Raw genomic sequence first — 26,278 nt, forward strand, 5'->3', positions numbered from 1 at the left:
GAATGAAAAGGCCCCGACTGGTTCGGGGCTTTTTTATGCCTGGTGGCATGGTGTTGTCTGGGAGGGCCTCTTCGCGAGCAAGCCCGCTCCCACAGTTGGCCGCATTCCGTCAGGATGTACTCGGTCAATCGTGGGAGCGGGCTTGCTCGCGAAGGCGATCGTTCATCCAGCGCAAATCCTCAATTGAGCAACCGGCCGCGCAAACTGTCCGACAACCCCTTGGGCGCCAGCCAGATACCCAGGTAGGCCCGTGCCAGTTCGTCATCTCGACTGCTGAACACCACCTGCCCATTGATCTCCAGCTTCAAACCACGACCCGGATGAAAATCCAGGGCATAACGATCACCGCTGCGGATGTTGCGAAAGCTGGCATGCAACTTATCCAGTTCCGGCTTTAATCGAGCATTGGCTTGTTGGCGCTCCAGGGTGGTCGTGGCGGCCTTGATCACGTCACTACGGTCGATGTCGCGAAAGTAATACAGCGTCAGACGCAGCGCCGTCTGCTGGTCCCAGGCGTGCCTTGCATTCAGCCCCGCTTGGGCATACAGCGCCGCCGCATACACATCCGCCCAGAGATAGTTGAGCACCGCCTGGTTTTTCAGCGTCAGTCCCTCAACCTGTGCCGGGAAGCCCGCTTGCTTGAGTCGCTCCGCTTCATTGGCGTGCGCTGTGATCGACACCATCAGCATCAAACAAAAAAATAGTTGTCGCATAATGGCTCATCCTGAAATCGACGCTGATTTGCGTCATGTAGTATGGCAATACTGGCCTACGACGCGACCAAGGGTTAATGTGCGCGGCGTTGAGCCTTATATAGACTGTGCCCCGGTTCACACACTTGAGCCAAATTGTCCTTCATGACCGCTGGCCGCGGCATGATTTAGCCAGGCGTCCTACCGTACGCCTGGCCTGTTCTGAGGAGTACGCATGGCTGTCTACAACTACGACGTGGTGGTACTGGGTTCCGGCCCGGCTGGAGAAGGTGCGGCGATGAACGCCGCGAAGGCAGGGCGCAAGGTGGCGATGGTCGATAGCCGTCGCCAGGTCGGCGGTAACTGCACCCACCTGGGTACCATCCCGTCCAAGGCCCTGCGTCACTCGGTGCGCCAGATCATGCAGTTCAACACCAACCCGATGTTCCGGGCCATTGGCGAGCCGCGCTGGTTCTCGTTCCCGGACGTGTTGAAAAGCGCAGAAAAAGTTATCTCCAAGCAAGTCGCCTCGCGTACCGGTTACTACGCCCGCAACCGTGTCGACCTGTTTTTCGGCACCGGCAGCTTCGCCGACGAGCAAACTGTCGAAGTGGTGTGCGCCAATGGCGTGGTCGAGAAACTGGTGGCCAAGCACATCATCATCGCCACCGGTTCGCGCCCGTATCGCCCGGCGGATATCGATTTCCACCACCCGCGTATCTACGATAGCGACACCATCCTGAGCCTGGGCCACACCCCGCGCAAACTGATCATCTATGGCGCCGGCGTGATTGGCTGTGAATACGCCTCGATCTTCAGCGGCCTGGGTGTACTGGTGGAACTGGTGGACAACCGCGACCAATTGCTGAGCTTCCTCGATTCGGAAATTTCCCAGGCGTTGAGCTACCACTTCAGCAACAACAACATCACCGTGCGCCATAACGAAGAATACGAGCGGGTCGAAGGCCTGGACAATGGGGTGATCCTGCACCTCAAGTCCGGCAAGAAGATCAAGGCCGACGCCTTGCTGTGGTGCAACGGCCGTACCGGCAACACCGACAAGTTGGGCATGGAAAACATCGGGGTCAAGGTCAACAACCGTGGCCAGATCGAAGTCGATGAGAACTACCGTACCTGCGTGACCAACATCTACGGTGCCGGTGACGTGATCGGCTGGCCAAGCCTGGCCAGTGCCGCGCATGACCAGGGCCGTTCGGCCGCCGGCAGCATTGTCGACAACGGCAGCTGGCGTTATGTGAACGACGTGCCGACCGGGATCTACACGATTCCCGAGATCAGCTCGATCGGCAAGAACGAACACGAACTGACCAAGGCCAAGGTGCCTTATGAAGTGGGCAAGGCGTTCTTCAAGAGTATGGCGCGTGCGCAGATCGCCGGTGAGCCGCAAGGCATGCTGAAGATCCTGTTCCACCGCGAAACCCTGGAAGTGCTCGGTGTGCATTGCTTCGGTTACCAGGCCTCGGAGATCGTGCACATTGGCCAGGCGATCATGAACCAGCCGGGTGAGCAAAATACCCTCAAGTATTTTGTGAACACCACGTTCAACTACCCGACCATGGCCGAAGCCTATCGGGTAGCAGCCTACGACGGCCTCAACCGGCTTTTTTGAGCGGCTCCGGCCGGTGGCCTGAGCCGGCCGGGGAGACCGATTTCAGTAATTCTCGAGGGTGGCAGTGGCCAAACCGGGAAAGTCTGTAATCAGGCTATCTACGCCGAAGTCGGCGAGCCTGCGCATCAGCGCAGGTTCGTTGACCGTCCACACGGACACGTGCAAGCCCTGGCGCTGGGCTTTTTCCAGGCGTTCAGGGGTGCACAATGTCCAATTCAGCGCCAGAATTTCACAGCCGTAGTTTTGCGCGACCTTCAGCGGGTCAAGCCAGGCGTATTCGGCAACCAGTCCGCGTGACAGGTCCGGGGTGAGTTCAACCGCCGCTTTCAACACTTCCCGCGAGCTCGAGGTCACGGTGACCTTGTCCATCAGGCCGAAACGTACCGCCATCTCACGAATGGCCAGCACGGTGGTCGCCGCGCGGGTGCGCGAGGCGCTTTTGACTTCGAGTTGCCAGTGGTCGAAGTCGCAGTGTTCAAACAGGTCTTCCAGGCGGGGAATCGGGCACGGCTTGACCCAGCCTGGGCCGCCTTTGCGCGCGTCCATTTTCATCAGGTCCGCCGCCGAATACTCGACGACTTTGCCGCGCCGGTCGGTGGTGCGCTTGAGGGTGGGGTCGTGGATGACCATCAGCTCGCCGTCCATGGACAGGTGCAAATCCAGTTCGCAACGGCGTACACCGTGCTTGAGGCACTCCTGGAAGCTGGTCAGGGTGTTTTCCGGTGCTTCGCCTTTGGCACCGCGGTGGCCGTAAATCAGGGTCACAGTTGCTCCTTAATGCCAGGTCTTCTGGCCAGGTCAATACGAAATCAGGTGTCTTGGGTATCGCTCTGTTCCCGCGCCAGGCGTCGTTCCTGGGCTTGTTTCTGCAGGATGTAGCGCGCCAGCAGCTGGCGTTGGGCATCGGTCATGGTTTCGAATTCAGTACCCACGTCAAAACCGTCGCCCTTGGGATCGCAATGGGTGACGCGGGCGCGCAGCAACAGGCCAAGCGCCTGGGGCATCAGTACCAGCTTGACGGCCAGGTGGGTGTCGGTGGCCAATGGGACTGGGTGTTGGAAGTCGATACCGCCTTCGGAAATGATCACCGGCTGCGGAGCGCCGACTTCGTCGAGCAGGCCGCGGGCCATGATCTGGCTGAGCAAATCCACGCGTTTGTTCTGCACGCGCAGGAAGGCCGCGAGGGTGCGATCTTTCTCGCTGAGCTGGCGCAGCAGGTGCTGGGCTTCGAATTCGCTGAGGTGCAGTTCACTCAGCAGGTTGAACAGTGGCGAATCATCCAGCAACACTTCCTTGCTCGTCGCCTCGGAGGCAGACAGGCTTTTGATTTGGAGTGCGATCATGTCGTTGATACGGTAGTATTCGCGGCGTTCTTCTTCATCTAATGTCGACATGGCGAACCCCAGCTGGCGGTAATGGTCTGAGTGTAAAGCTGCTTACCAGACCCCGCCACCAGGGACGTCTTCTTTTCCTCCGAACAAGCCCCGACATGTTCAGACCTCTCTTCGTATTTATTGGCACGCGTTATACCCGTGCGAAGCGTCGCAATCATTTTGTGTCGTTCATTTCCTTGACCTCGATGATCGGTCTCGCCCTCGGCGTGGTCGTGATGATCGTGGTGCTGTCGGTGATGAACGGCTTCGATCATGAGATGCGTACCCGTGTGCTGGGCATGGTGCCCCACGCGACCATCGAGTCGGGTGAACCGATCAGCGACTGGCAAAGCCTGGCCGCCAAGGTCAAGCAGAACCCCGAGGTGCTGGCCGTTGCGCCGTTTACCCAGATGCAGGGGCTGCTGACCCATGATGGCAAGGTGCAGAAGATCTTGCTCAATGCCATCGACCCGGCCCAGGAGCGCAAGGTCTCGATCATCGACACGTTCATGTTGCAGGGCAAACTGGACGACCTGTCGCCCGGCAGCTTTGGCATCGTGATCGGTGACAAGGCCGCGGCCAAGCTCGGCGTGGGCCTCGGCGACAAGCTGACCTTCGTCGCGCCGGAAGTCACCGTGACCCCGGCCGGTATGTTCCCGCGCATGAAGCGCTTTACCGTGGTCGGTACCTTCCATGTCGGCGCCGGCGAGATCGACGGCTACCTCGGCCTGACCAACCTCACCGACCTGGCGCGCCTGCATCGCTGGCAGCCGGACCAGGTGCAGGGCCTGCGCCTGAAGTTCAACGACCTGTTCGATGCGCCGCGCGGCGCCTGGGAAATCGCTCAGCACCTGGGCGAAAGCCAGTATTACGCCCGCGACTGGACCCGCACCCACGGCAACCTGTACCAGGCCATTCGCATGGAAAAAGCCATGATCGGCCTGCTGCTGCTGCTGATCGTCGCTGTCGCCGCGTTCAACATCATCTCCACCCTGGTGATGGTGGTGAATGACAAGAAAGGCGACATCGCTATCCTGCGTACCCTGGGTGCCACCCCGGGGCAGATCATGGCGATCTTCATGGTGCAGGGCACCGTGATCGGTGTGGTCGGCACCCTGATCGGCACCGCGGTGGGGATTCTGGCCGCGCTGAACGTCAGCGCCGCCATTGCCTTGCTTGAAAAAGTGATCGGCCACAAGTTCCTCAACGCCGACGTCTACTTCATCGACTACTTGCCGTCCCAGGTTCAGGCCCAGGACGTGTTGATGGTGGGCGGTGCCGCGTTGGTCTTGAGTTTCCTTGCCACCCTGTATCCAGCCTGGCGCGCGGCGCGTACCCAGCCAGCACAGGCCTTACGTTATGAGTGAATCGGGCATGAGTGAAAAAGCAATCCTGAGCTGCCGCAACCTGGGCAAATCCTACGAGGAAGGCCCGGAATCGGTGGTGGTGCTGTCCAACCTGCAGCTTGAACTGCATCCGGGCGAGCGCGTGGCGATCGTCGGCAGTTCCGGTTCCGGCAAAAGCACTTTGCTCAACCTGCTGGGCGGCCTCGATACGCCGTCACAAGGCAGTGTGTGGCTGGCCGGCGAAGAGCTGTCAGCCCTGAATGAAAAGGCCCGTGGCCAGCTGCGTAACCGGTCGCTGGGCTTTGTGTACCAGTTCCACCATCTGCTGCCGGAATTCACCGCCCTGGAAAACGTGTGTATGCCGCTGCTGATCGGCAAGACCGCGATCCCGGAGGCGCGTCAACGCGCTACGGCGCTGCTGGAGCGTGTGGGCCTCGGCCATCGCCTGGAGCACAAACCGGCGGAATTGTCCGGTGGCGAGCGTCAGCGTGTGGCGATTGCCCGTGCCCTGGTGAACAACCCAGGGCTGGTGATGCTCGACGAGCCCACCGGCAACCTCGATTCCCACACCGCCCAGGGTATCAAGGACTTGATGCTGGAACTGAGCACCCAGATGCGCACCGCGTTCCTGGTAGTGACCCATGACATGAGCATGGCCCGGCAGATGGACCGCGTGTTGCACTTGCAGGAAGGTCATCTGGTCGCCATCTGACCCGTTTCAAGCCCGGCGCCAGGCGTCGGGCTTTTTCAATTTTTCAACGGTGTCCGCGAATGTTCAGACCGTTATCGATTTTTATCGGCACGCGCTATACCCGCGCCAAGCGCCGCAACCGTTTTGTCTCGTTTATCTCGATGACCTCGATGATCGGCCTCGCCCTGGGCGTGCTGGCGATGATCGTGGTGCTGTCGGTGATGAACGGCTTCCAGCGCGAAATGAGCTCGCGCATCCTCGGCATGGTGCCCCACGCCACCATCGTGGGCGTCAACCCGATCGATGATTGGCGGCCGGTGGCCGCCGCCGCGATGAAGAATCCGCAAGTGACTGCCGCCGTCCCGTTCACACAAATGGACGGTATGTTCTCCTATAAGGGCGCGATGCAGCCCATCGAGATCAGTGGCATCGATCCGGCCCAGGAAGGCAAGGTGTCGATCGTGGCCCAGCACATCGTGCGGGGCAAACTGGATGACTTGAAACCCGGAGAGTTCGGCGTGGTGGTTGGCGACATCACGGCTCGGCGTTTTCGCCTGAACGTGGGCGACAAGCTGACCCTGATCGTGCCGGAAATCAGCAGCGCACCGGGTGGCATCACCCCGCGTATACAGCGTTTGAATGTGGTCGGGATCTTCAAGGTCGGCGCCGAGCTGGATGGCTCCATGGCGTTGATCCACATGGCCGACGCCGCAGAAATACAGCATTGGCAGCCGAACCAGGTGCAAAGCGTGCGCCTGGCGGTGAAGGACTTGTACGCAGCGCCCAAGGTCTCGACGGACATTGCCGCCAGCCTGGGCGCGGGTTACAAGCCCGATGACTGGACCCACACCCAGGGCAGCCTGTTCAGTGCGATGAAGATGGAAAAGACCATGATCGGTCTGTTGCTGCTGATGATTGTCGCCGTGGCTGCGTTCAACATCATCGCCACGCTGATCATGGTGGTGAACGACAAGGGTGCGGACATCGCGATCCTGCGCACCATCGGCGCCACGCCACGGCAGATCATGGCGATCTTCATGGTGCAGGGCACGGTGATCGGGGTTGTCGGTACCTTGATCGGCGGCGTGTTGGGCGTGATTGCCGCGCTGAACGTGAGTGAACTGGTGGGCTGGCTTGAGCGGGTGACCGGGCAGCATATCTTCAGTTCGGATGTGTACTTCGTCAGCAACCTGCCTTCGGAGCTGCAAGGTGGCGATGTGTTGCTGATTTGCACGGCGGGGTTTGTGCTGAGCTTTCTGGCAACGATTTACCCGGCGTATCGGGCGGCGAAGATTGAGCCGGCGCATGCGCTGAGATATTCGTAGTCGTTGAGACCGCTATCGCAGGCAAGCCAGCTCCCACATTTTGAATGTATTCACCGCTCGAAATGGGTGCTGGCTTGGGCGATAAAGGCAGCAACAGCTGGCATCAGTCTATCTTTGGCAACTCAATCACAAACCTTGTCCAACCCGCCCCAGACTCACAAAAAATCCTCCCCCCGTGCGCCCGCACAATCGACTGGGTAATCGCCAACCCCAGCCCCGCGTGCTCGCTGCTGCCTTCATGCCGTGCCGGGTCTGCCCGGTAGAACCGGTCGAACAACCTCGGTAACAACGCTGGCGGAATGCCGTCGCCCGTGTTCTCCACGGTCAGCACCGCGCCTCGTGCGTCTTGCTTCATGTGTACACGCACTTCGCCGCCCGGCGGGGTAAAGCGCAGTGCGTTATCCAGCAGGTTCGAAAATGCTCGGCGCAACATGCCACGATCACCCTCGGTGCAGGCGGTGCCTTCGCGCAACAGGCTGACCTGTGCGTCTTCGGCCAGCAATGCGAAAAACTCCAGCACCGCCTCCACTTCGTCTGCCAACGCCAAGGGTTCGCGCTTGGGTGTCAGCAAGCCGTGGTCGGCCTTGGCCAGGTACAACATGTCGTTGACTAGTTGCGCCATCCATTGCAACTCTTCCAGGTTGCTGTGCAGCGCCTCGCGGTAATCCTCCAGCGAGCGCGGCTGGGTGAGGATGACCTGGGTCTGGGTCAGTAGGTTCGACAGCGGCGTGCGCAGTTCATGGGCGATATCGGCGGAGAACGCCGACAGGCGCTGGAACGCGTCGTCCAGGCGGCCCAGCATGGCGTTGAAGGCTTGGGCCAGTTCGGCCAGTTCCACCGGCATCTGCTGTTGGGGCAAGCGCTGGGTCAGGGAATGCGCGCAGATGCCGGCCGCCACGTCGCTCATGCGCCTTAATGGCCGCAACCCACTGCGCGCGGCCCAGGCACCGAGCAGCGCCGTGGCCAGGGCCGAAAGGCCAACGGTGAGCCAGATCAAATGCTGCATGCGTTGCAGGAAGTGCTGGTGGTGGGTGATGTCGAGCATCAGGCTCAGTTGCGGCGAGTCGGGTTGGCCCGCCACCAGCGGCGCGTTGTACACCCGGTAGTCGGTGCCGGCGTTTCGCAGGCTGTGCAGGCCAGGTGCCGTGGGCAGGGTGACGCTCGGCGCATCGTCGAGCCAGCGCTGGCCAGCGGCGGTGATGCGCAGCGCAAGGTCGGGCTGGCGATTGAGTTCGACGCGCAGTTGCGCTGCTCGCTGGGCAAAGGATTGCGCCGAATCGACACCTTGCAAGGTGCTGCGCAGCGCCACGAGTTGGCTGTCGAGCTGTTGCTGGTCCAGCTCGATAAAGTGCGCCTCGCTGGCCTGGTTGAACAGCACGCCGGCCAGCAACGACACCACTGCGGTACAGGCGGCGAACAGCAGTGCCAGACGGCTGGCCAGGGACAGGCGCTTGATCAATTGCAGCGTTCCTCCAGTACATAACCCATGCCGCGCACGGTGTGGATCAGTTTATTGGGGAAGTTGTCGTCGATTTTCAGGCGCAGGCGGCGAATCGCCACTTCGATGATGTTGGTGTCGCTGTCGAAGTTCATGTCCCATACCTGGGAGGCGATGAGTGACTTGGGCAGCACTTCGCCCTGGCGGCGCAGCAGCAGTTCCAGCAGGCAGAACTCCTTGGCGGTCAGGTCGATGCGCTGGCCGTCGCGCTCGACGCGGCGGCGGATCAGGTCCAGGCGCAGGTCCGCCAGTTGCAGGGTGGTTTCCTGCGGTGTGCTGCTGCCACGGCGCAACAGGCTGCGCACCCGCGCCAGCAGTTCGGAAAAAGCGAAGGGCTTGACCAGGTAATCGTCGGCGCCCAGTTCCAGGCCATGCACCCGGTCTTCCACCGCATCGCGGGCGGTGAGGAACAACACCGGAATATCCAGTCCGGCGCTACGCACCGCTTGCAGGATTTGCCAGCCGTCGCGGCCCGGCAGCATCACATCGAGGATCAGCAGGTCGTAGTCACCGGTCAATGCCAGGTGTTGGCCAGTGATACCGTCGGCGACCAGCTCGGTGGTAAACCCTGCCTCGGCCAGGCCCTGGCGCAGGTAGTGGCCGGTTTTCGGTTGGTCTTCGACGATCAGCAGTTTCATGGGCGGCTCTTGGCAGCGAGTAACAACGGGCGTTATACCGTGGGGGCCAGGCGAGGGGCGCAACCTGACAAAGTTGTAATCTGGCAGTCAGTTGGCTGGCAGTGACACCATCTTAAAGTGCTGTCCAAGCGGGTTACACATTTTTGGAGAAGAACGATGGCATTGCGTACACCCTTGTTGTTGGCGAGTTGCCTGTTGGCGTTGAGTTTCAATGCGATGGCCGACGGGGCCTCTACCTACGCGTTCGGTCAGCCAGCCCCGGCTGACAAAGCCACGCGCACCGTGGAAGTGACGCTGCAGGATATTGCCTTTTCGCCCAAGTCCATCGAGGTAAAGGCCGGTGAGACCGTGCGCTTTGTGCTGGTCAATAAAGGCCGGTTGCTCCACGAATTCAACCTGGGTAACGCGGCAATGCACGCCGCGCACCAGAAGGAAATGCTGCAGATGCAGGCCAGCGGCATGCTTACCGCCACTGGCATGGGCAAGATGGATCATAGTGCAATGGACCACGGAGCGATGGGTGGGATGAAACACGATGACCCCAACAGCGTACTGGTAGAGCCCGGCAAGACAGCCGAACTGACGTGGACCTTCAGCAAGGCGACGGGCCTGGAGTTCGCCTGCAACCTGCCCGGGCATTACCAGGCGGGTATGGTCGGCAAACTGACTGTTGAGTGAGTCCATTCTTAAGGGCGGGTGCAAAGGCTGGTAGACTGGCGCGGTTCATTCAGTCAGGTTTCCGTCATGCATCCCGCAGCCGAACATTCGCCGCTGGGCAAGTCCAGTGAATACATCTCCACTTACACCCCTTCGTTGCTGTTCCCGATTCCCCGTGCCGCCAAGTGGGCCGAGCTGGGCCTGAGCGCCGAAACCCTGCCTTACAAGGGGGTGGACTTCTGGAACTGCTTTGAATTGTCCTGGTTGCTGCCGTCGGGCAAGCCGGTGGTGGCGATCGGTGAGTTCAGCATTCCAGCCGATTCGCCGAATATCATCGAGTCCAAGTCTTTCAAGCTATACCTCAATTCGTTGAACCAGACTGCGTTTTCCGATACCGCACGCCTGGAAGCCACCCTGCGCACCGACCTCAGCGCTGCCGCGGGCAAACCGGTGAGCGTGCGTATCCGCAGCTTGGCCGAGGTCGAGGCCGAAGGTGTGATGGCGTTGCCGGGCGTGTGTATTGACGACCTGGATATCAACGTCAGCAGTTACGAACACCCACGCCCGGAGTTGCTGCGCTGCGATGATGCGCGCATCGTCGAGGAGAGCGTGCACAGCCACCTGCTCAAATCCAACTGCCCCGTGACCAGCCAGCCCGACTGGGGCAGTGTGGTGGTGGAGTATCGCGGTTCGGCATTGGATCACGCGAGCCTGCTGGAATATCTGGTGAGTTTTCGCCAGCACTCGGACTTCCACGAGCAGTGCGTAGAGCGCGTCTTCCTCGACCTGCAGCGCCTGCTGAAACCGGAAAAATTGACGGTGTATGCGCGATATGTGCGGCGGGGTGGGCTGGATATCAACCCGTATCGCAGTACTGAGGAGGTGGCGTTCCAGAACGTGCGTCTGGCGCGCCAGTAAGCGTCACGCCAATTAAAATGTGGGAGGGAGCCGCCTCACTCCCACATTCAGGTTCTGGTCTTGGCTTGGCGGCGGATTAGATCCCGATGCCGCCCAAGATATTCACGATATCTCGTAACGTCCCGGCGATGAGCGGATGTTCGGATTCGAGCCTAAAAGCAGCCCGCTTCACATCGTCTGCGATGCTCGGTGTCTGGGTGGCCGGTTCCAATTCAAGCTGCACTTCGAATCTGGCAATCAACTCTTCCAGCGCTTCGCGTTTTTCTGCCGACAGCGGCGGTTCCTGTTCCAACTGCCCGCGCAGGATCTCGACCTGTTCTTCCAGTTTTTTGCGATCAGGCATGACGTTCTTCCTTTTATCGATAGGCACTGGCATAGACCACGGCACGCCGGGAAAGGTCTACGGACTGATCTGTAGATTAATCTACCGCCGTCAACTGTGCATGATCTCGATCAGGGCTTCTCGCCTTTGAGCTGACGCAGGCGGATGTCCGCCAGGCAGCTGCCGAGCTCACCGAGGTGATCGATCACCGAGTGCACCCCCAGCCCATACAGCGCCACGGTGGCCTTGCCGCGCTTGTGCTCGCGTTCCTTGTCGCTCAGCGCCTGCCACTGCTCGGGCGCCAGGCCGCACAGTGAACCACAGGAGGCCAGGCCGATCGTCCAGAGCCCTGCGTTCAGGCCCGATTGCAACAGGCGCGGCTCGCCGCTGACGAGTACGCAGCCTTCCAGGCGTTCGATGTTCAATTCCATCAAGGCTTGCCAGCATGCATGGGGCGCGGGCCAGCGGATGGAGGAGGGGGAGGCGGCTTTGAGCCAGTCGGGCAGGGCGGCAGCCAGTGGCGTGGTGACCGAGGGGGGAAGTTCATCCAGCCAGGCGCAGGGAACGCCTTGCTCCCTGAGGCTGCGCAGGATGTTCAGCGCGCCCGGCGTGGCTTGGGAGACGAGGGGCGGCACATCGGTACGCGCTTGGGAACCAAAATCCACCAGGCAGCCACTCAGGCCAAACAACACGGCAGTCAACGCGGGGGCGCTGGCGATGGCTATCTCGGCTTGAGGCATATCGACGTCCCTGAAATAGCTGTGACGCTATCGGGGTCGGATGACAAGCAGATGACAGGCAGGTTAATTGTAGGAATTTTGTGCATTTATAGCATGACGTTTCCTACTGGCTGCCTAAATGGACACTTCCATCATATACTGACGGCCTTATTCAGGGCGTAGCGCCCATGACAGACCATTCAAGGAGCAAAAGCTATGCGCTGGAGCCACTACTTCGCTCAGCTGTCGGTGTGTGCCACTGTGATGCTGGCGCCGTTCGCCGCACAAGCTGCAACGGAAGACGATCCATGGGAAAGCATCAACCGCCCGATCTTCACCTTCAACGACACCGTTGACACCTATGCCCTCAAGCCGTTGGCCCAGGGTTATCAGTGGATTACGCCACAGTTTGTCGAAGACGGTATCCATAACTTCTTCCGCAATATCGGCGATGTCGGCAACCTGGCCAACAACGTACTGCAACTCAAGCCTCATAACGCAGGCGTCGACACGGCCCGTTTGCTGGTCAACACCACGTTTGGTGTGCTGGGCTTTATCGACGTCGGCACCAAAATGGGGCTGCAACGCAGCGATGAAGACTTTGGCCAGACCCTGGGTTACTGGGGCGTGGGCAGCGGTCCGTACGTGATGATCCCGCTGCTGGGGCCAAGCACCCTGCGGGATGCGCCGTCCAAATACGTAGACAGCTACACCCAGCCGTATCGCTACATGAACGATATCGGCTGGCGCAACAGCACCTTCGGCCTGAATGTGGTTGACACGCGTGCCAGCCTGCTCGACAGCGAGAAGCTGATCACCGGCGACAAGTACACCTTCATTCGCAATGCCTACCTGCAAAACCGCGAGTTCAAGGTCAAGGATGGCAAGGTTGTCGACGACTTCTAAGTTGTGACGTTTTGAAATGAAAAAAGGCGATCCCTGGCGGTCGTCTTTTTTGTGTGCGGAATTCAGTGCATTTTCAATATCTTGAGCCCCAGGCGCTGTTCCTCGCCCTCGGCTTTGGCCCATACCACCTCAGTGTCCGCCTTCAGGCCATCAAGCGTGGCGTGCTCCGAATCGATGCGTACGGTCAACAGGTCTCCCACCCTGAACTGGCGCGGTGTCTGTACTTGCATTCCCGTGCTGGAGAGATCCACGCAAACCCCCGTAATCTCTTGCCCAGCGTGGATCAACGAGACATTGGCATCCACGCGCATGCGGATGAAATCGCGTTTTTCAGCGTAGTCGCGCTCATGTTCGCTCATCGGTTCCATCCTTACTTTGTGTTGTGGTGGCCGCTGTTCTTATAACTCCCGGTGATTTGCGATGTAAAGACGCCCGGCGACCATCGGCATGAGCTTGAAACACCTGGCGGATGGGAGTACCGTCTGCGCCTTAGAAGGGCACCTCTGCTTTACAGTTGTGCGTGGGCAAAACGCCTATGCTTTGTAGGACAGAGAGGCTAGAAAGCGAATCCAGTAGTGTGAGCCCGGCCCTTGCCGAGTCGCCTACGCCAACCTAATTCTGGCGCCGTTTGCCCACATGCAAAAAACCAGTGCCACGCTGCTGATAATCGATGACGACGAAGTAGTGCGCGCAAGCCTTGCGGCCTATTTGGAAGACAGTGGCTTCAGCGTCCTGCAGGCCAGCAATGGTCAACAGGGTCTCCAGGTATTCGAGCGCGACAAGCCCGACCTCGTGATCTGCGATCTGCGCATGCCCCAGATGGGGGGCCTCGAGCTGATTCGGCAGGTGACCGAGCTTGCTCCGCAGACGCCGGTGATTGTCGTGTCCGGTGCCGGGGTGATGAACGATGCCGTCGAAGCCTTGCGCCTGGGCGCCGCCGATTACCTGATCAAGCCCTTGGAAGACCTGGCGGTGCTGGAGCATTCGGTGCGCCGTGCCCTGGACCGTGCACGCCTGCTGCTGGAAAACCAGCGCTACCGCGAAAAGCTCGAAACCGCCAACCGTGAACTCGAAGCCAGCCTGAACCTGCTTCAGGAAGACCAGAACGCCGGTCGGCAGGTGCAGATGAACATGCTGCCGGTCAGCCCGTGGGCTATCGACGAATTCAAGTTTGCCCACCAGATCATCCCATCGTTGTACCTGTCGGGTGATTTTGTCGACTATTTCCGCGTCGACGAGCGCCGCGTGGCGTTCTACCTGGCCGACGTTTCCGGCCACGGTGCTTCCTCCGCGTTTGTGACCGTGCTGTTGAAGTTCATGACTACGCGGCTGTTGTTCGAGTCCAAGCGCAACGGTACCTTGCCGGAGTTCACCCCGTCCCAGGTGCTGGGCCATATCAATCGGGGCCTGATCAGCTGCAAGCTGGGCAAGCACGTGACGATGGTCGGCGGCGTGATTGACGAAGAAACCGGTCTTTTGACCTACAGTATTGGCGGTCACCTGCCGATGCCTGTTTTATACACTCCCGACAGTGTGCGTTACCTGGAAGGGCGTGGTCTGCCCGTAGGCTTGTTCAATGAAGCCACCTACGAAGACCACATCCTGGAGTTGCCGCCGACGTTCAGCCTGACGCTGATGTCCGACGGCATCCTGGACCTTCTTTCAGAGCCTACACTCAAAGAGAAAGAAGCGGCCTTGCCCCAACGGGTCAAGGCGGCGGGCGGCAGCCTGGATGGCCTGCGGCAGGTTTTTGGATTGGCCACGCTAGGGGAGATGCCGGATGATATCGCCCTATTGGTGTTGAGCAGGAATCTTTGATGAGTACCGGAAGAATCCAATTCGCCGAGCAAAACGGGACCTTTGTCCTGAAGTTTGTCGGTGAAGTGCGCCTGACCTTGTGTTCGGCGCTGGATGCGACGATTGAGAAGATCTTCACTGCGCTGAATTTCTCGGCGATCGTGATCGATCTGACCGAAACCCGCAGCATCGACAGCACCACCCTGGGGCTGCTGGCCAAGCTGTCCATTCTGTCTCGGCAGAAGGTCGGCCTGTTGCCTACGGTCGTGACGACCCATGACGACATCACCCGTTTGCTGCAGTCCATGGGCTTCGATCAGGTGTTCAACATTGTTAATCGCCCGATACCGTGCCCGGAATGCCTGACCGACCTGCCCTCGCAGGATCAGTCCGAGGAAGTGGTACGGGTCAAGGTGCTGGAAGCGCACAAGATCCTGATGGGCCTTAACGAGTCCAACCGCGAAGCCTTCCACGACCTCGTCAACGCTCTCGAACGCCACTGATCCTGACTTGAAACGCATTCCAAATGTGTGAACGGGCTTGCTCCCACAGTTAGCTGCGTTACGCTTCAGATAGGCGAAAGACAAAAAGGGCGGTACCTGTGAGGGTGACCGCCCTTTTTGCCACCGCCGTTTTTACAACTTGGCAGATAACAACGCTTCGAGTTTCTCCTGGTCCCGGGCAAACTGACGAATCCCCTCCGCCAGCTTCTCGGTCGCCATCGCATCCTCGTTGGACTCCCAACGGAACTGCGCTTCAGTCATGTGCACGCGGGCTTCGCCAGCATTGCCTGGGGCCAGCTTGCGCTCCAGCTTGCCAGTATCCGCCGCCAGTTTCTCCAGCAGGTCCGGGCTGATGGTCAAGCGATCACACCCAGCCAGCTCTTCAATCTGGCTCAGATTACGGAAGCTCGCACCCATCACTACCGTCTTGTAATCATTCGCCTTGTAGTAATTGTAGATACGTGTCACCGACTGCACGCCTGGATCATCGGCACCGGTGTAGTCGTTGCCGTTGGCCTTCTTGTACCAGTCGTAGATACGACCCACGAACGGCGAAATCAGGAACACGCCGGCTTCGGCGCACGCCACGGCCTGGGCGAAAGAGAAGAGCAGGGTCAGGTTGGTCTGGATGCCTTCTTTTTCCAGCGTCTCTGCCGCGCGGATGCCTTCCCAGGTGGAAGCGATCTTGATCAACACACGGTCACGGCCTACGCCGGCCTTTTCGTACAGGTCGATCAGACGGTGCGCGCGCTTGAGTACGGCGTCGGTGTCGAACGACAGGCGGGCGTCCACCTCGGTGGAAATACGCCCCGGTACGACTTTCAGAATCTCTTGACCCACCGCTACCGCAAAACGGTCGCTGGCCAGGCCCACATCACCGTTGCAGTCCTTCACGCACTCATCCAGCAGCTTGGCATAGCCTGCAATCGACGCGGCCTTGAGCAGCAGGGAAGGGTTGGTGGTGGCGTCTTGTGGCTTGAGCTTGGCGAGGGTGGAAAAATCGCCGGTATCGGCTACGACGGTGGTGAATTGCTTGAGTTGTTCCAGCTTGGAAGTCATGGGCGTGCTCTGTCCTGTGGGTCTGATGACATTACCCGAGCGCCGACAAGCGCTCAAGGGCGCAAATGCGTTCGATCGTTTGCGAGGGCAACAACCTGAAAACAGCCGTTTGAATGGCGAGCCTTGCTGGTAAATAGGAGGGCAAAATCGGTGGTAGGTTCAACCTGATTGAATGCGGTCGGCGTTCCTGTCTTTAAGCCATTTGATATAGTCAATTTCAATAAATTGAAGTTGTGAAAAACTTTATTTTTTATAAGTTTGGTTGTTACTGATTTTACCTGTGCTATACCTGAGTCGCAGACGCTAAAGTAGGCCGATAAAAACTCTGATGACTTAACTGTCCGCGGCGAAGCGCGTGTTTGCCTATCCATTAAAAATCTGCTTGTTCGCTTGTTGGAAAAGCAAAGGAGAGATGTGATGAAACGGAATATATCAACGCTATTCGCTGCCATGGGTTTTATATGTTCAACGGCGGTATTTGCCGATGTAACAGTGCAGCAGGCACTTAGCGGCGGTTGCTACGATAACCATGAGATGAGTGAAATCATTGGCATCGCCAAGGCCGGCAAGCCGATAGGGCGCCGTACCCTTGAAAAGGAGAATGAACTGACCTCCACCTACGGCGGCAAGATCACGGATTCCAGAGTGACCGCGCCTGCCACCTGGGTTTACCGCGCCTATGAGGGGCCAGACACCAACAATTGGCATGTCCAGAAGCTGAAGGAGGGCGTGATCTATGCCAAAGCCCAGAATGACCTGGAGAAATACATCAAACGAGGCGGTACACCTGAAGAGTACTGGGCGGTCGATGGGCCTGACCTGCACGAGCCGGGTTTTAGCAGTGCTACTTACACGACAATGCGACTGCTCGCGTTACAGTCCAGCGACACTCCGCAAAGTCAGTTTGTAAGTTTTGCACTGGACTACGCCACAACCGGGACCTTTGGAGAAGCCGTGTATGCACTTCAGGTGAACCCGAATTCACCCATTCTGGGATTGGTTAACTGCAAAACTCCAGGTGGTGAAGTTCAAGTTCAAATTCTTGGTGGCACAACGTTCAACACGCTTTACCGAAAAGTTAGAACTGAGAAAGATTGGAAGCGCTATAACCGCGACACCCAGCAATGGGTAACTGTTCCCAAAGGAACAGTGCCGGAAAACTAAGCAACGCTGTAGCAAGGGCCGGCAGCTTATGCCGCGCCCTTGCACTTGACCACCGCCACGCCAAGCATGGGCCGATCACTGAGCAAAATGTGGGGGCTTGCTCCGAATAGCGGTAGACCAGCTATCAAAACCATCAACTGACACTCACCGCCCCTCCAGCAGCTCCGCCGCCTGATCCAACAAAACCAACGGATCCGCAGCCTTATGAATATCCACCGATAACAACTGTCTGAACCTGCGCGCCCCGGGGAACCCAGTCCCCAGCCCCAACACATGCCGAGTTATATGATGCATCGCTCCGCCCGCAGCCAAATGCTCAGCAATATAAGGCCGCAACTGCGCCAGCGCTTCAGCCCGGCTGATCACCGGCTGCGCACTGCCAAACAACTGCTGATCCACTTCCGCCAGCAGATACGGATTGTGATAAGCCTCCCGACCCAACATCACCCCATCAAACGTCAGCAAATGCTCCTGGCACTGCTCCAGCGTCTTGATCCCACCGTTGAGGATAATCTCCAACTCAGGGAAGTCCTGCTTCAACTGCGCCGCCACGTCATAGCGCAAGGGGGGAATGTCGCGGTTCTCCTTCGGCGACAATCCCTCCAGAATCGCAATCCGCGCATGCACGGTAAAACTGGTGCAACCCGCCTCTTTCACCTGCCCGACGAAATCACACAGCTGGGCATAACTGTCCCGGCCGTTGATCCCGATGCGATGCTTCACCGTGACCGGAACCGACACCGCATCGCGCATCGCCTTCACACAATCGGCCACCAGGGCCGGATGGCCCATCAGGCACGCGCCGATCATGTTGTTCTGCACACGATCACTGGGGCAGCCGACGTTCAGGTTCACCTCGTCATACCCAGCAACCTCGGCCATGCGCGCACAAGCAGCCAAATCCGCCGGCACGCTACCGCCCAACTGCAACGCAAGCGGATGCTCGGCCTCGTTGTGGCGCAGGAACCGTTCGTGATCACCATGCAGGATCGCGCCAGTGGTGACCATCTCGGTGTAGAGCAGAGCGTGTTTGGAGAGCAGGCGCAGGAAGAACCGGCAGTGGTGGTCGGTCCAATCCATCATCGGAGCAACGGAAAAGCGGCGGGAGAGTGCAGCGATTTGTAGGGGCATGGGGGATCTGAGTTGGCGAGACGAATGGGGCGCAGTTTATCAGGAACGGATCTCGGGTGCCGGAGAGGCAAGTTTTGCGCGCATTACCACTTCGAGCGAGGACGTTGCCGTGTGTGGAATACGCCAAGGATCTGCAGTCGATCACCTCGCACTCTATACGGGATCAGATAGGACCAGTTGGGAACTGCCCATTCGCGGGTATGTTTCACCCGACCTTCGCGCCCCATGGAAGGAAACTGAGCCAGCCTGTCGACACTGGTGAAAATGGCATCCGAGAAGTCGTCGGCGGCTTTTGGATTTTCAAGAGCGATATAGTTCGCTTCGTCTTCCAGATTCTTGAGGGCTTTTTCAAGCCACTCAACCCGCATTCCTGCTCCAGCGCCTAGCGCGCATGGCCGCCACTTGGTCATCAGTGGCGAATTTGCCTTCGTCGGCGTCTTTTACCGCCAGCTCGATCTGAGCGGTTAGCGTTTTTTCGTGCTCGATGTAGTCTCGAAGAACGTCCATCGCCAGGTAGCTTGCGGTCTGACCGTTGGTTTTGGCCAGGTCGGCGAGAGAGTTGGATAGGTCTTCCGGCAGGTTTAGGGATATCCCAGTCATGGCGGTCTCGATGGTGGACGGTTGTGAGGCATCTTACACCGTGAAGCGTCGGGTTGACGCAGCAGGCCGTCGCGAGGTGTGTCAGGGAGTGAGTCGTTCGCTTTTCCTTTGCCAACTCAAAACCCGATATGGCGGATAAATAAATCTGTCCCCTTTTGTTCACTTTTGTTCATTCGCCCGAGGTCAAGACCCGCCTGGTGCTGAAGGCCTACGACGTGATCCACCGGGGCCGGCTGGAGTTCGACGCTGGCTGGACCGACATGGCGCAGTCGTTGATGGCGATCCGCAAGACTATCACCGCAGGCGGTCGCCAATTCACCTACACCGCCGGCCGCAACGACAACACCGGCCACGCCGACCTGGCGTGGGCGCTCTTTCACGCATTGCACAACGAACCGCTGGAGGGGCAGACCTCTGCCAACACCGGGCGGATGGAGATTTTTTGATGTCGAACCGCCGCAGAAGTACCAAGCAGCTGACCCAGGCGCCCATCGTGGCAACGCAGGAATTTATCCCGCGCAGTGACACCAAGATGGAGGCGTTCAGTTTTGGCGACCCGTCACCGGTGCTGAGTGGCCGGGAGGTGTTTGATTATCTGGAGTGCTGGTTTAACGGGCGGTGGTACGAACCGCCGCTGTCGCTAGACGGTTTGGCACGGTCTGTGGGTTCCAGCGTGCACCTTCACTCGGGGCTGATGTTCAAGCGCAATTTGCTGAGCAAAACCTTCATTCCACACCGGCTACTGTCGCGGGCAGCGTTCGAACAGTTTGCCTTGGACTTCCTGTGCCTGGGTAACGGCTATCTGGAAGGACGGCGCTCGATGCTCGGCCCGGTGCGCGAGCTGGTACCGCCGCTGGCGAAGTACATGCGCTCGGGCAAGGATGGTCGGCAGTTAATGGTGCAGGGCTGGAAGGAAGAACACGAATTTGAGCCGGGCACCGTTTTCCATCTGCGGGAGGCGGATCTGCACCAGGAAGTGTACGGCCTGCCCGAGTGGATCAGCGCCTTGCAGTCGGCATTGTTGAACGAGTCGGCCACGCTGTTTCGTCGCAAATATTACGAAAACGGCAGTCATGCCGGCTTCATCCTCTACATGACCGACGCCGCGCAGAACGAAGCGGACGTCGACTCCCTGCGCAAGGCGCTCAAGGATTCCAAGGGGCCGGGCAACTTCCGCAATCTGTTCGTGTACTCGCCGAACGGCAAAAAGGACGGGTTGCAGATCATCCCGGTTAGCGAGGTGACGGCCAAGGACGAATTCAACTCGATCAAAAACCAGACCCGCGACGATGTGCTGGCCAGCTTGCGCATTCCGCCGCAGCTGATGGGCATCGTGCCGCAGAACGCGGGTGGGTTTGGGTCGATCAGGGAGGCCGCGCAGATCTATGCGGCCAATGAGCTGGAGCCGATTCAGGCGCGTATGGCGCAATTAAATGATTGGCTTGGTGAGGAAGTGATGCGGTTCAAAAGTTATAGACTTGATGGAGTAGCTTAATCCTCCCTCAAGTAATTGGCAGATTGTCAATCCGCCTCATCAAACTTTCCTATCAGATCTTCAAACTCAGCGAGTCGATCGCCCTGATGTCCGCCGAGTTTGTCACATGCATCGTCCAGCAATCGGATAAACTCACGGGCATCAGAAAAGTAGTTTCGGAACGCTAATCTAACTTCCTCGCTTGAGTCTGCCCTTACCAGCACGATGTCCTTGTTCGGCATTTGCTTTTCAAGATCAAAAAGTGCTCGCAATGCATCAGGCGCGTCTCGGTAACTCTTTACTTCCAATTCGCCAGTCTCAGAAAATATTAGAATTGTATTGCGTTTGTCTGAGATCTCACCTTTGGCTTCATTGAGTCCGCGAAGTGTTTGCAGTAGTGATAGTTCCTTATCTAGCGTTAAAAACTCTTCAAGTAGTTCCCGGTCAGCAAGCTCAGGAAACGGGCCTTTTAAATCCTCGTGTGCTCGTGCAAGTATTTCGCTCGCAAGCGCCATCGCGTGCTCATATCGCCTATCCCCTTGTTTGAACTTTGGCTGGCTTTCGGTGATAAAACCGATTACCTCAATGGCCGTAGCCCACGCGTGTTGAACCAAAGTTCGATACTGAATTTCGATATATAATCCAGCAAGATTCTGCCCAGCTACTGAATTTACGTCATACTCATAAACGTCATGGATTCCCCGATAGCCCGTATCTTTAGGGAAGTTTATGTAGTGATACTTACTTTCGTCATTTCGGCGCTTGTGCTTAAACCGTGCTTTGTGAAATTCATCTCGGAATGCGTAAAGCTCTTCAATGCTTTGAAAGATAAGTCGGCAACCTGCTACATCATCCATTCGAGCCAGTTTCATTCCTGGAAGACGTCTTAATTTGTCAAAAATCGTATTCTTACGCTTGTGACGTTGAGCGACGATAATTTGAGTGAGCTTGGTTCTGGTTCGCAAAATGGCCTGAAAAGTGTTCAACACCCCACGATGGGCTGCTCGCCACTCTTCGATTGTATCTAAGTCTTCCTTACTTGCAGTTGCAGCTCTTACGTTATCCCCAGCCCGACTGACACGCTTCCTTGAACCACCCGGATAAATTGCTTCTTGGGCCATTTCCTGCTTCCTTTCAGAACGATTTATGAGGCTTCTAGCTGTGGATGGTCAGCAGGTGGAATTCACTGCGGGCTAGAGAGTGAGATTGGCTTTACATGAAGTCTTTCGTACGATTCTGTGAAACCTACCATTCACGACTATTTTCGACAAGGGCGCATATTTTCGAGAGCACCAATATAGGGCCGCGCTGGCCTCGGGCAAGAGTTCTGCACCCGGCGCGCGCCGTCGTCCCCCCACCTCGCCTGCGGGCTAAATGGGGCTCTTTTTCTGCACTTCTGCACCCCCATCAAAATTACGCCGGCTGGGGGCTGTCGGAACGTTTTCAGGTTATCGGAACCCTGCGATGGTGGGTGCTTTTCAATGATGCTCATGTGAACGAGCAGGCAGACGTATTCAGGAGTCGGCTCGGGAAAAGGGTTAGTTTTTTTGAAGCGGAGATGTATTGAGTTGGAAGGCCCGTATTTGTTGGGCTTGAGCGCTAACTTTGAGGGGTTAGTAAAGGTTAAGTCGAAAGTTGAAATTCTGTAAGTGTATGTTTTTAAAGGGTTTAATATATTTAGTGTTTAACATCACCAAAGGTTAGTAATTAACCAAACATAACCACAGAACTAACCCTGTAGATCTTCCGCAAGCCAGCATCAGACAAGGCTTTCAGGGAGTTCAGAAAAAAGCTAACCTGCCTAACCTCTTTTCCGTGGGTCAACATGAAAAGCTGAAAGTCCTGATTGGGAGGGTGCTGGTCCAGGTCCATCAGAGTTTTGTGCGCGCACGCTGGTGCGCAAATACTCTAGGATTTCAGTAACTGTCACCAAAACTGTCGTCAGCTTTACGCAACGTCACATCGGTACCGCTGGAAGCTTTAAATAATGGAGCGGGTGAAGGGAATCGAAAAGCCGTTGCGTTCCCAATACAAAATCTTCACCCGATTGCGGGGTTTGTTGAGAAAGACGAAAAGCACCGGATCGAACATCGCCACTTTGATATCCAGCTCCACCAGTGCGGCTAGGCCGTCGATGGATTTTCGAAAGTCTACGGGTTTAGGATAGAGGTACACTTTTTCAACTTTGGTATCGGGACGCATCATAGCCGCTGGCTTCTGAAAGAGATCGGGAGCACAGCATCAGGCATCAAATCGCGGCTTTGAATGTGAGGTTCGTGGAGCGGTTACGTACCCGCACATCATGAATGTGTATCCTTTTTTTCGACGCGAATGCGGGGAGAAGCAAGCCCCGCCGCCGCCCCCCCCCGCAATTGTCCAATTATTACCATCGGTTTTTCGTTTTTGCTTCATTAAAAAATGGATCGGTTTTGGACTGACGTAAGACCTGTGATCCGCCCATAAGCCATACCGATCGGGTATAAACCAAAAGACACCGTTTCGCACGGTGTCCCAACTCGATCTATAGATGTTGCAAAGTTGCATCAACACCGACGACCAAAATGCGGAGAGAAAATGGCGAGGACCTGAGCGGCCGGAAGTCGAGTTACTCCTTTGCATAAGGCATGATGCCAAGAGTTAAAATCTTTTTTACGTACGCATGTATAAATCTCTTCTTTAATTACGTGTTCCATAAAGGAAGGTAAGTCTTTATGCAGTTCGGCGGTTATCGTTAAGCTCTCCAGTGATGATAGGCACTTATTTATATGGGATATTTCATCTATAGAAGTATTAAGGTGGTGGTCGATTCTTTCCTGTTGCTCATCGTTAAAAGGTGTTCGGTCGTAAATTAGATTGAAGCCAATTATTCCAGAAGCAAAGCTAATGTGCGTATAAACGTCTAGTTTTTCGAGAAGTACCTTGTCAAAAAATGGGTGTAGAAGTTTAATTTTCGCTCCGTAGGCGTTTAAGGCGTTTCTTTTGCTGTTGCAGTTTGCGCACGATGGCATCAGATTTAAACTGTATACTGCAAACTCTGGATATGATGCTTGAGGTAAAAAGTGTTCAATTGTTCGTCCACCATCTCCGCCGCAAAATGGGCAGCTGCTCAATCCATTAATGTAAATGCTAGGAATCCAATCCAAACCAGCCTTTACAGGTTTATTTAGATAGGCGTTTTCAAAGTCATTTCTTTGTTGGTCAGTAACGGCTATTGGTATAATGGAAGGGGAGGCTCTTTTTAGTATGTATTCTTTGTAAGATGTTTTAATCGAGTCATGTATGATTTCCAGGCTAGCGTAGTGAGAGGTAAGTTTTGGTAGTAACTTACGGTCGGGGATAATTTTGTAATTCAGTGCTCGCAAAATTATTCTCCTTTTTTCTCATGAGTTCTCTGATTTTTACTAGCATCTCCATGCTTAATGTGTCGCTATAGCGATCTATGATTTCATCTAGAGGCAAGTTGGATTCAGCAATATAGGTCGCTATTTTGCTATGAAAGGATTCTACTAGGCTGTCACCAAATACGTTGTTTGAGAGCGATGTGACACTTGCTCCTAATGTGTTCATGTAAACAGTTTCAGTTCGGACGGTTTGGGTCTCATCAGATTTTATTACATGAACACAATGCGAGGGCGCTTCTCGTACTACATAAGCAGAGTGCGTAGCGATAATCGCCACAGATGACGTTGCTTCCAATACTAAGTAAAGCAGATCCATGAATTCTGTGATTAGATTTGGATGCAAATGTGTTTCCGGCTCATCGATTATTACAAGCATGCCTTGGCTTGCGACTGTTAAAAAGTGAGTGGCAAAACGGAAATACATTTTTTGCCCGCTGCTAAGCGGAATGACTTTACCTTCGTGCGTCTGGAAAGCTAGATCCCTTGAGAAATCTATCTGGCTCAAAATCTCAAGTCTTCTCATCTCTCCACCTAAGATTGACTTTAATGCAATCCAGCGGTTGCCATCTGCGTCGACGATGTGAGAAGGGTCTTTGGACGTTGAGATAGTCGGAACAAGTAATAAGGCAGTAGGTGTTATTTTTGCAAGTATTTTCTTTAATAAAATGAATCGACTTTCACTATCTATTAAGTCTACGTCATTTCGCATTATATCTACTATAAGTTGTGAGAGTTTTTGTGAGCTCTCAATTCCTATGTCAAAATACTTATAGTCGAAAGGCCCTTGTAAACTCACTGCCCTAGGTAAAATATTATTCGGGTCAGAAGAGTATGCTGCTATTTTGCTATATAGGGGGAGTTCTGCCCAATCTTCTTGGCGTACACCAAATGCTGACGCTTGCATCGACTTTGCTTTGCTGTCATACAATTCTGAAACTTGCTCGGCAGGATAGGTAGAGTTTAGTTTCTGAAGGGCTGCAATGATTAAACTATTTAAATAGCGCGTTTTTCCGATTCCATTTACTCCGATAACAGTATGTACTCGATCCGAGATGAGCTGCATTTCTTTGTATGTGAAGTCGATTGAGTGTTTGTTTTTGAAGCCGTCGAGTTGAGTGCTAAACGAAAATTCCATTCGTGCATCCGATAACGGCGGAGCCCGAAACGCAGATGCGTAACCGAAGCGGAAAGACCTGTAAGGTGCTGTTTCACGAAGTACACTAACTGAGAATTGTGGGGTTTCAATTATTTTTTTAAAGGTGTCGTTAGTGATTTTTTCTGATTTGTGAATTGCATTAATTTCGTTTAGTTCGATTAGTAGCTGTTCATACTCTTTGGTGGGCATTGAAGTTGCGAGTTCTCGATACGACTCCTCGGTAGCAAACACAATGATGTAGTGTGGGAATATCTTGTTGGCGGGTTTCCATTCAATTTTCCCATCTTTGACGCTATGTAAATATTTAATCCAGTCTTGAACGGATCCTTGCGGTTTGTCCTCAACAAATGGCAGGAGTCTGATCGATATGTCTTTATGTTTACCATTGATTCTTAATCTAACAATTGCCTGTAAAGTAAATCCAAAATCATTCCAGCCTGTACCGACGGCAAATATACCCACTTTTTTAGGGTTGGTAATAGCCGGCGCGTCTAAATGGAAACCAATTTCCCACATAATATCTTACCGTCCTTGCATACTTTGATTATGGTATCCAAGGCGGAAGGTAGCAGAGCGACATCATAGCGTCTACGCTAGGTACCTTCCTTGAGCACATTTTGGTTAGGGGAGGCGCTTTGCCTCCCTGGGTTAATCGCGAATTGGTGCAAGCACATGCTCCCAAGCACCAATTCAACCACTGGCTCATTTTATTTTAGCTTCAGCATTTCGGAGTTACGAACGTCTCTGCCGGTCCTGAGTTGCTTATGTCGTTAAGCGCAGTTTTCCGGTGTGCAAAGCTCAGTTGATAATACTGGTGGTACAAAATTGGTACGGGCGGGAATTGGGTGTCGATAGAAGCCTTTGTTTTAAAGACCTTTGTTGTTAATCGTTCCAATCCATCATCGGAGCAACAGAGAAGCGGCGGGAGAGTGCAGCGGTTTGTAGGGGCATTGGGAATCTGAGTCAGCGAGGCGAATGGTGCGCAGTTTATCAGGGATGCATCCTGGGTGTAGGGGAGGCTTGTATTGCGCTCATCACCATCTCGTGCACCTACGTTGCCGCATGTGGAGCACGCGCTGAGGGCCTGCAGGCGATCATTGTCGGAGATTGTGGTCTGGACCCGATATCCCTGACATTCGTCACTTTGTGACCCGCGCATTAGGGTAGGGATTTTCCTATCCGGTTTTCCAGTATCCCTACCCCAGAATAGGGATGATCTGATGGTTGTAATGCCATCACTGCGCCACTATCCCGTCAGAACATCTAGTAGCTGCCGAT

At 56.0% G+C, this 26,278-nt stretch carries 27 protein-coding genes and 1 pseudogene; 12 read left to right on the top strand and 16 right to left on the bottom strand.

The features are described 5' to 3' along the window. Positions 1 to 179 precede the first annotated feature (179 nt). A complete protein-coding gene (locus AB4O05_RS12285) occupies positions 180 to 713 on the bottom strand; it encodes a chalcone isomerase family protein (protein WP_460137291.1) in 534 nt (177 codons plus the stop codon). Between the two features lie 214 nt (positions 714 to 927). Between AB4O05_RS12285 and sthA the strand changes: the two genes are divergently transcribed. Continuing rightward, on the top strand, positions 928 to 2,322 hold the full coding sequence (sthA, locus tag AB4O05_RS12290) for a Si-specific NAD(P)(+) transhydrogenase (RefSeq protein WP_032888814.1): 1,395 nt from the start codon (positions 928 to 930) through the stop codon (positions 2,320 to 2,322). Positions 2,323 to 2,364: 42 nt separating this feature from the next. Here the strand turns inward: sthA and AB4O05_RS12295 are convergent, their stop codons facing one another. Then, positions 2,365 to 3,087, bottom strand: coding sequence for a glycerophosphodiester phosphodiesterase (locus AB4O05_RS12295; protein WP_460137288.1), 723 nt, complete (start codon positions 3,085 to 3,087; stop codon positions 2,365 to 2,367). Positions 3,088 to 3,131: 44 nt separating this feature from the next. Then, positions 3,132 to 3,716 (bottom strand): PilZ domain-containing protein, encoded by a 585-nt coding sequence (locus AB4O05_RS12300; RefSeq protein WP_460137286.1) that lies wholly within the window; start codon positions 3,714 to 3,716, stop codon positions 3,132 to 3,134. A 95-nt stretch (positions 3,717 to 3,811) separates the two neighbouring features. On the opposite strand from AB4O05_RS12300, the gene AB4O05_RS12305 reads away from it, so the two are divergent. From AB4O05_RS12305 to AB4O05_RS12315, 3 genes are read left to right on the top strand one after another with little or no spacing between them, the layout of a single operon-like run. After that, a complete protein-coding gene (locus tag AB4O05_RS12305; protein ID WP_460137284.1) occupies positions 3,812 to 5,062 on the top strand; it encodes a lipoprotein-releasing ABC transporter permease subunit in 1,251 nt (416 codons plus the stop codon). Between the two features lie 7 nt (positions 5,063 to 5,069). Beyond that, entirely contained in the window at positions 5,070 to 5,753 is a 684-nt protein-coding gene (gene lolD / locus AB4O05_RS12310) for a lipoprotein-releasing ABC transporter ATP-binding protein LolD (protein ID WP_019818240.1), read from the top strand. A 59-nt stretch (positions 5,754 to 5,812) separates the two neighbouring features. Then, the gene (locus AB4O05_RS12315) at positions 5,813 to 7,057 is read left to right on the top strand and encodes a lipoprotein-releasing ABC transporter permease subunit (RefSeq protein ID WP_460137283.1); all 1,245 of its coding nucleotides are present in this window, start codon (positions 5,813 to 5,815) and stop codon (positions 7,055 to 7,057) included. A gap of 103 nt (positions 7,058 to 7,160) precedes the next feature. Here AB4O05_RS12315 and AB4O05_RS12320 read toward each other — a convergent pair whose 3' ends face one another. Next, on the bottom strand, positions 7,161 to 8,516 hold the full coding sequence (locus AB4O05_RS12320; RefSeq protein ID WP_460137281.1) for a heavy metal sensor histidine kinase: 1,356 nt from the start codon (positions 8,514 to 8,516) through the stop codon (positions 7,161 to 7,163). Then, entirely contained in the window at positions 8,513 to 9,193 is a 681-nt protein-coding gene (locus AB4O05_RS12325; protein WP_460137279.1) for a heavy metal response regulator transcription factor, read from the bottom strand. Before AB4O05_RS12325 ends, AB4O05_RS12320 begins: the two co-directional genes overlap by 4 nt. Positions 9,194 to 9,349: 156 nt before the next feature. Here AB4O05_RS12325 and copI point away from each other — a divergent pair, with 156 nt between their 5' ends. Next, positions 9,350 to 9,871 (top strand): copper-resistant cuproprotein CopI, encoded by a 522-nt coding sequence (gene copI, locus AB4O05_RS12330; RefSeq protein WP_460137277.1) that lies wholly within the window; start codon positions 9,350 to 9,352, stop codon positions 9,869 to 9,871. Between the two features lie 66 nt (positions 9,872 to 9,937). Continuing rightward, complete coding sequence (gene queF, locus AB4O05_RS12335; RefSeq protein ID WP_460137275.1) at positions 9,938 to 10,768, top strand: NADPH-dependent 7-cyano-7-deazaguanine reductase QueF; 831 nt, start codon at positions 9,938 to 9,940, stop codon at positions 10,766 to 10,768. Between the two features lie 76 nt (positions 10,769 to 10,844). On the opposite strand, the gene AB4O05_RS12340 is transcribed toward queF, so the two are convergent. Next, entirely contained in the window at positions 10,845 to 11,111 is a 267-nt protein-coding gene (locus AB4O05_RS12340; protein ID WP_460137273.1) for a DUF4404 family protein, read from the bottom strand. A 110-nt stretch (positions 11,112 to 11,221) separates the two neighbouring features. Next, positions 11,222 to 11,830 carry an HAD family phosphatase gene (locus AB4O05_RS12345; protein ID WP_460137272.1) on the bottom strand — a complete coding sequence of 203 codons (609 nt, stop codon included), beginning with the start codon at positions 11,828 to 11,830 and terminating at the stop codon, positions 11,222 to 11,224. Between the two features lie 195 nt (positions 11,831 to 12,025). On the opposite strand from AB4O05_RS12345, the gene AB4O05_RS12350 reads away from it, so the two are divergent. Then, on the top strand, positions 12,026 to 12,715 hold the full coding sequence (locus AB4O05_RS12350; RefSeq protein ID WP_460137271.1) for an MlaA family lipoprotein: 690 nt from the start codon (positions 12,026 to 12,028) through the stop codon (positions 12,713 to 12,715). Between the two features lie 62 nt (positions 12,716 to 12,777). Here AB4O05_RS12350 and AB4O05_RS12355 read toward each other — a convergent pair whose 3' ends face one another. Next, positions 12,778 to 13,074 (bottom strand): PilZ domain-containing protein, encoded by a 297-nt coding sequence (locus AB4O05_RS12355; RefSeq protein WP_460137270.1) that lies wholly within the window; start codon positions 13,072 to 13,074, stop codon positions 12,778 to 12,780. Between the two features lie 277 nt (positions 13,075 to 13,351). Between AB4O05_RS12355 and rssB the strand changes: the two genes are divergently transcribed. Together rssB and rssC are read left to right on the top strand one after the other, a co-directional pair. After that, complete coding sequence (gene rssB, locus AB4O05_RS12360) at positions 13,352 to 14,533, top strand: two-component system response regulator RssB (protein WP_460137269.1); 1,182 nt, start codon at positions 13,352 to 13,354, stop codon at positions 14,531 to 14,533. Beyond that, a complete protein-coding gene (rssC, locus tag AB4O05_RS12365) occupies positions 14,533 to 15,015 on the top strand; it encodes an anti-sigma factor antagonist RssC (protein WP_460137268.1) in 483 nt (160 codons plus the stop codon). Before rssB ends, rssC begins: the two co-directional genes overlap by 1 nt. Positions 15,016 to 15,147: 132 nt before the next feature. Here the strand turns inward: rssC and tal are convergent, their stop codons facing one another. Beyond that, on the bottom strand, positions 15,148 to 16,074 hold the full coding sequence (gene tal / locus AB4O05_RS12370) for a transaldolase (protein ID WP_460137267.1): 927 nt from the start codon (positions 16,072 to 16,074) through the stop codon (positions 15,148 to 15,150). Between the two features lie 417 nt (positions 16,075 to 16,491). On the opposite strand from tal, the gene AB4O05_RS12375 reads away from it, so the two are divergent. After that, complete coding sequence (locus AB4O05_RS12375; RefSeq protein WP_460137265.1) at positions 16,492 to 17,238, top strand: hypothetical protein; 747 nt, start codon at positions 16,492 to 16,494, stop codon at positions 17,236 to 17,238. A 144-nt stretch (positions 17,239 to 17,382) separates the two neighbouring features. Here AB4O05_RS12375 and dusA read toward each other — a convergent pair whose 3' ends face one another. The 3 genes from dusA to AB4O05_RS12390 form a co-directional block, all read right to left on the bottom strand. Further along, complete coding sequence (dusA, locus tag AB4O05_RS12380; protein WP_460137263.1) at positions 17,383 to 18,369, bottom strand: tRNA dihydrouridine(20/20a) synthase DusA; 987 nt, start codon at positions 18,367 to 18,369, stop codon at positions 17,383 to 17,385. Positions 18,370 to 18,452: 83 nt separating this feature from the next. After that, entirely contained in the window at positions 18,453 to 18,737 is a 285-nt protein-coding gene (locus AB4O05_RS12385; RefSeq protein ID WP_034126662.1) for a type II toxin-antitoxin system RelE/ParE family toxin, read from the bottom strand. Then, positions 18,727 to 18,969, bottom strand: coding sequence for a CopG family ribbon-helix-helix protein (locus tag AB4O05_RS12390; RefSeq protein WP_057013353.1), 243 nt, complete (start codon positions 18,967 to 18,969; stop codon positions 18,727 to 18,729). Before AB4O05_RS12390 ends, AB4O05_RS12385 begins: the two co-directional genes overlap by 11 nt. 161 nt (positions 18,970 to 19,130) lie before the next feature. On the opposite strand from AB4O05_RS12390, the pseudogene AB4O05_RS12395 reads away from it, so the two are divergent. Further along, a pseudogene (locus AB4O05_RS12395) lies at positions 19,131 to 19,415 on the top strand (phage terminase large subunit family protein); the annotation flags it as partial. Further along, positions 19,415 to 20,464 carry a phage portal protein gene (locus tag AB4O05_RS12400; protein WP_460137262.1) on the top strand — a complete coding sequence of 350 codons (1,050 nt, stop codon included), beginning with the start codon at positions 19,415 to 19,417 and terminating at the stop codon, positions 20,462 to 20,464. The pseudogene AB4O05_RS12395 and the gene AB4O05_RS12400, both read left to right, overlap by 1 nt. Positions 20,465 to 20,490: 26 nt before the next feature. Here AB4O05_RS12400 and AB4O05_RS12405 read toward each other — a convergent pair whose 3' ends face one another. The 4 genes from AB4O05_RS12405 to AB4O05_RS12420 form a co-directional block, all read right to left on the bottom strand. After that, on the bottom strand, positions 20,491 to 21,564 hold the full coding sequence (locus AB4O05_RS12405) for a RelA/SpoT domain-containing protein (RefSeq protein ID WP_460137261.1): 1,074 nt from the start codon (positions 21,562 to 21,564) through the stop codon (positions 20,491 to 20,493). Between the two features lie 859 nt (positions 21,565 to 22,423). Then, on the bottom strand, positions 22,424 to 22,648 hold the full coding sequence (gene tnpB, locus AB4O05_RS12410) for an IS66 family insertion sequence element accessory protein TnpB (RefSeq protein WP_460137259.1): 225 nt from the start codon (positions 22,646 to 22,648) through the stop codon (positions 22,424 to 22,426). A gap of 338 nt (positions 22,649 to 22,986) precedes the next feature. Continuing rightward, entirely contained in the window at positions 22,987 to 23,805 is an 819-nt protein-coding gene (locus AB4O05_RS12415) for a hypothetical protein (protein WP_460137258.1), read from the bottom strand. Beyond that, entirely contained in the window at positions 23,768 to 25,516 is a 1,749-nt protein-coding gene (locus tag AB4O05_RS12420; RefSeq protein ID WP_460164880.1) for an AAA family ATPase, read from the bottom strand. The genes AB4O05_RS12415 and AB4O05_RS12420 overlap by 38 nt, the downstream gene beginning before the upstream one ends. Between the last annotated feature and the right edge of the window lie 762 nt (positions 25,517 to 26,278).

Source organism: Pseudomonas sp. S1_G07, from assembly GCF_054668565.1.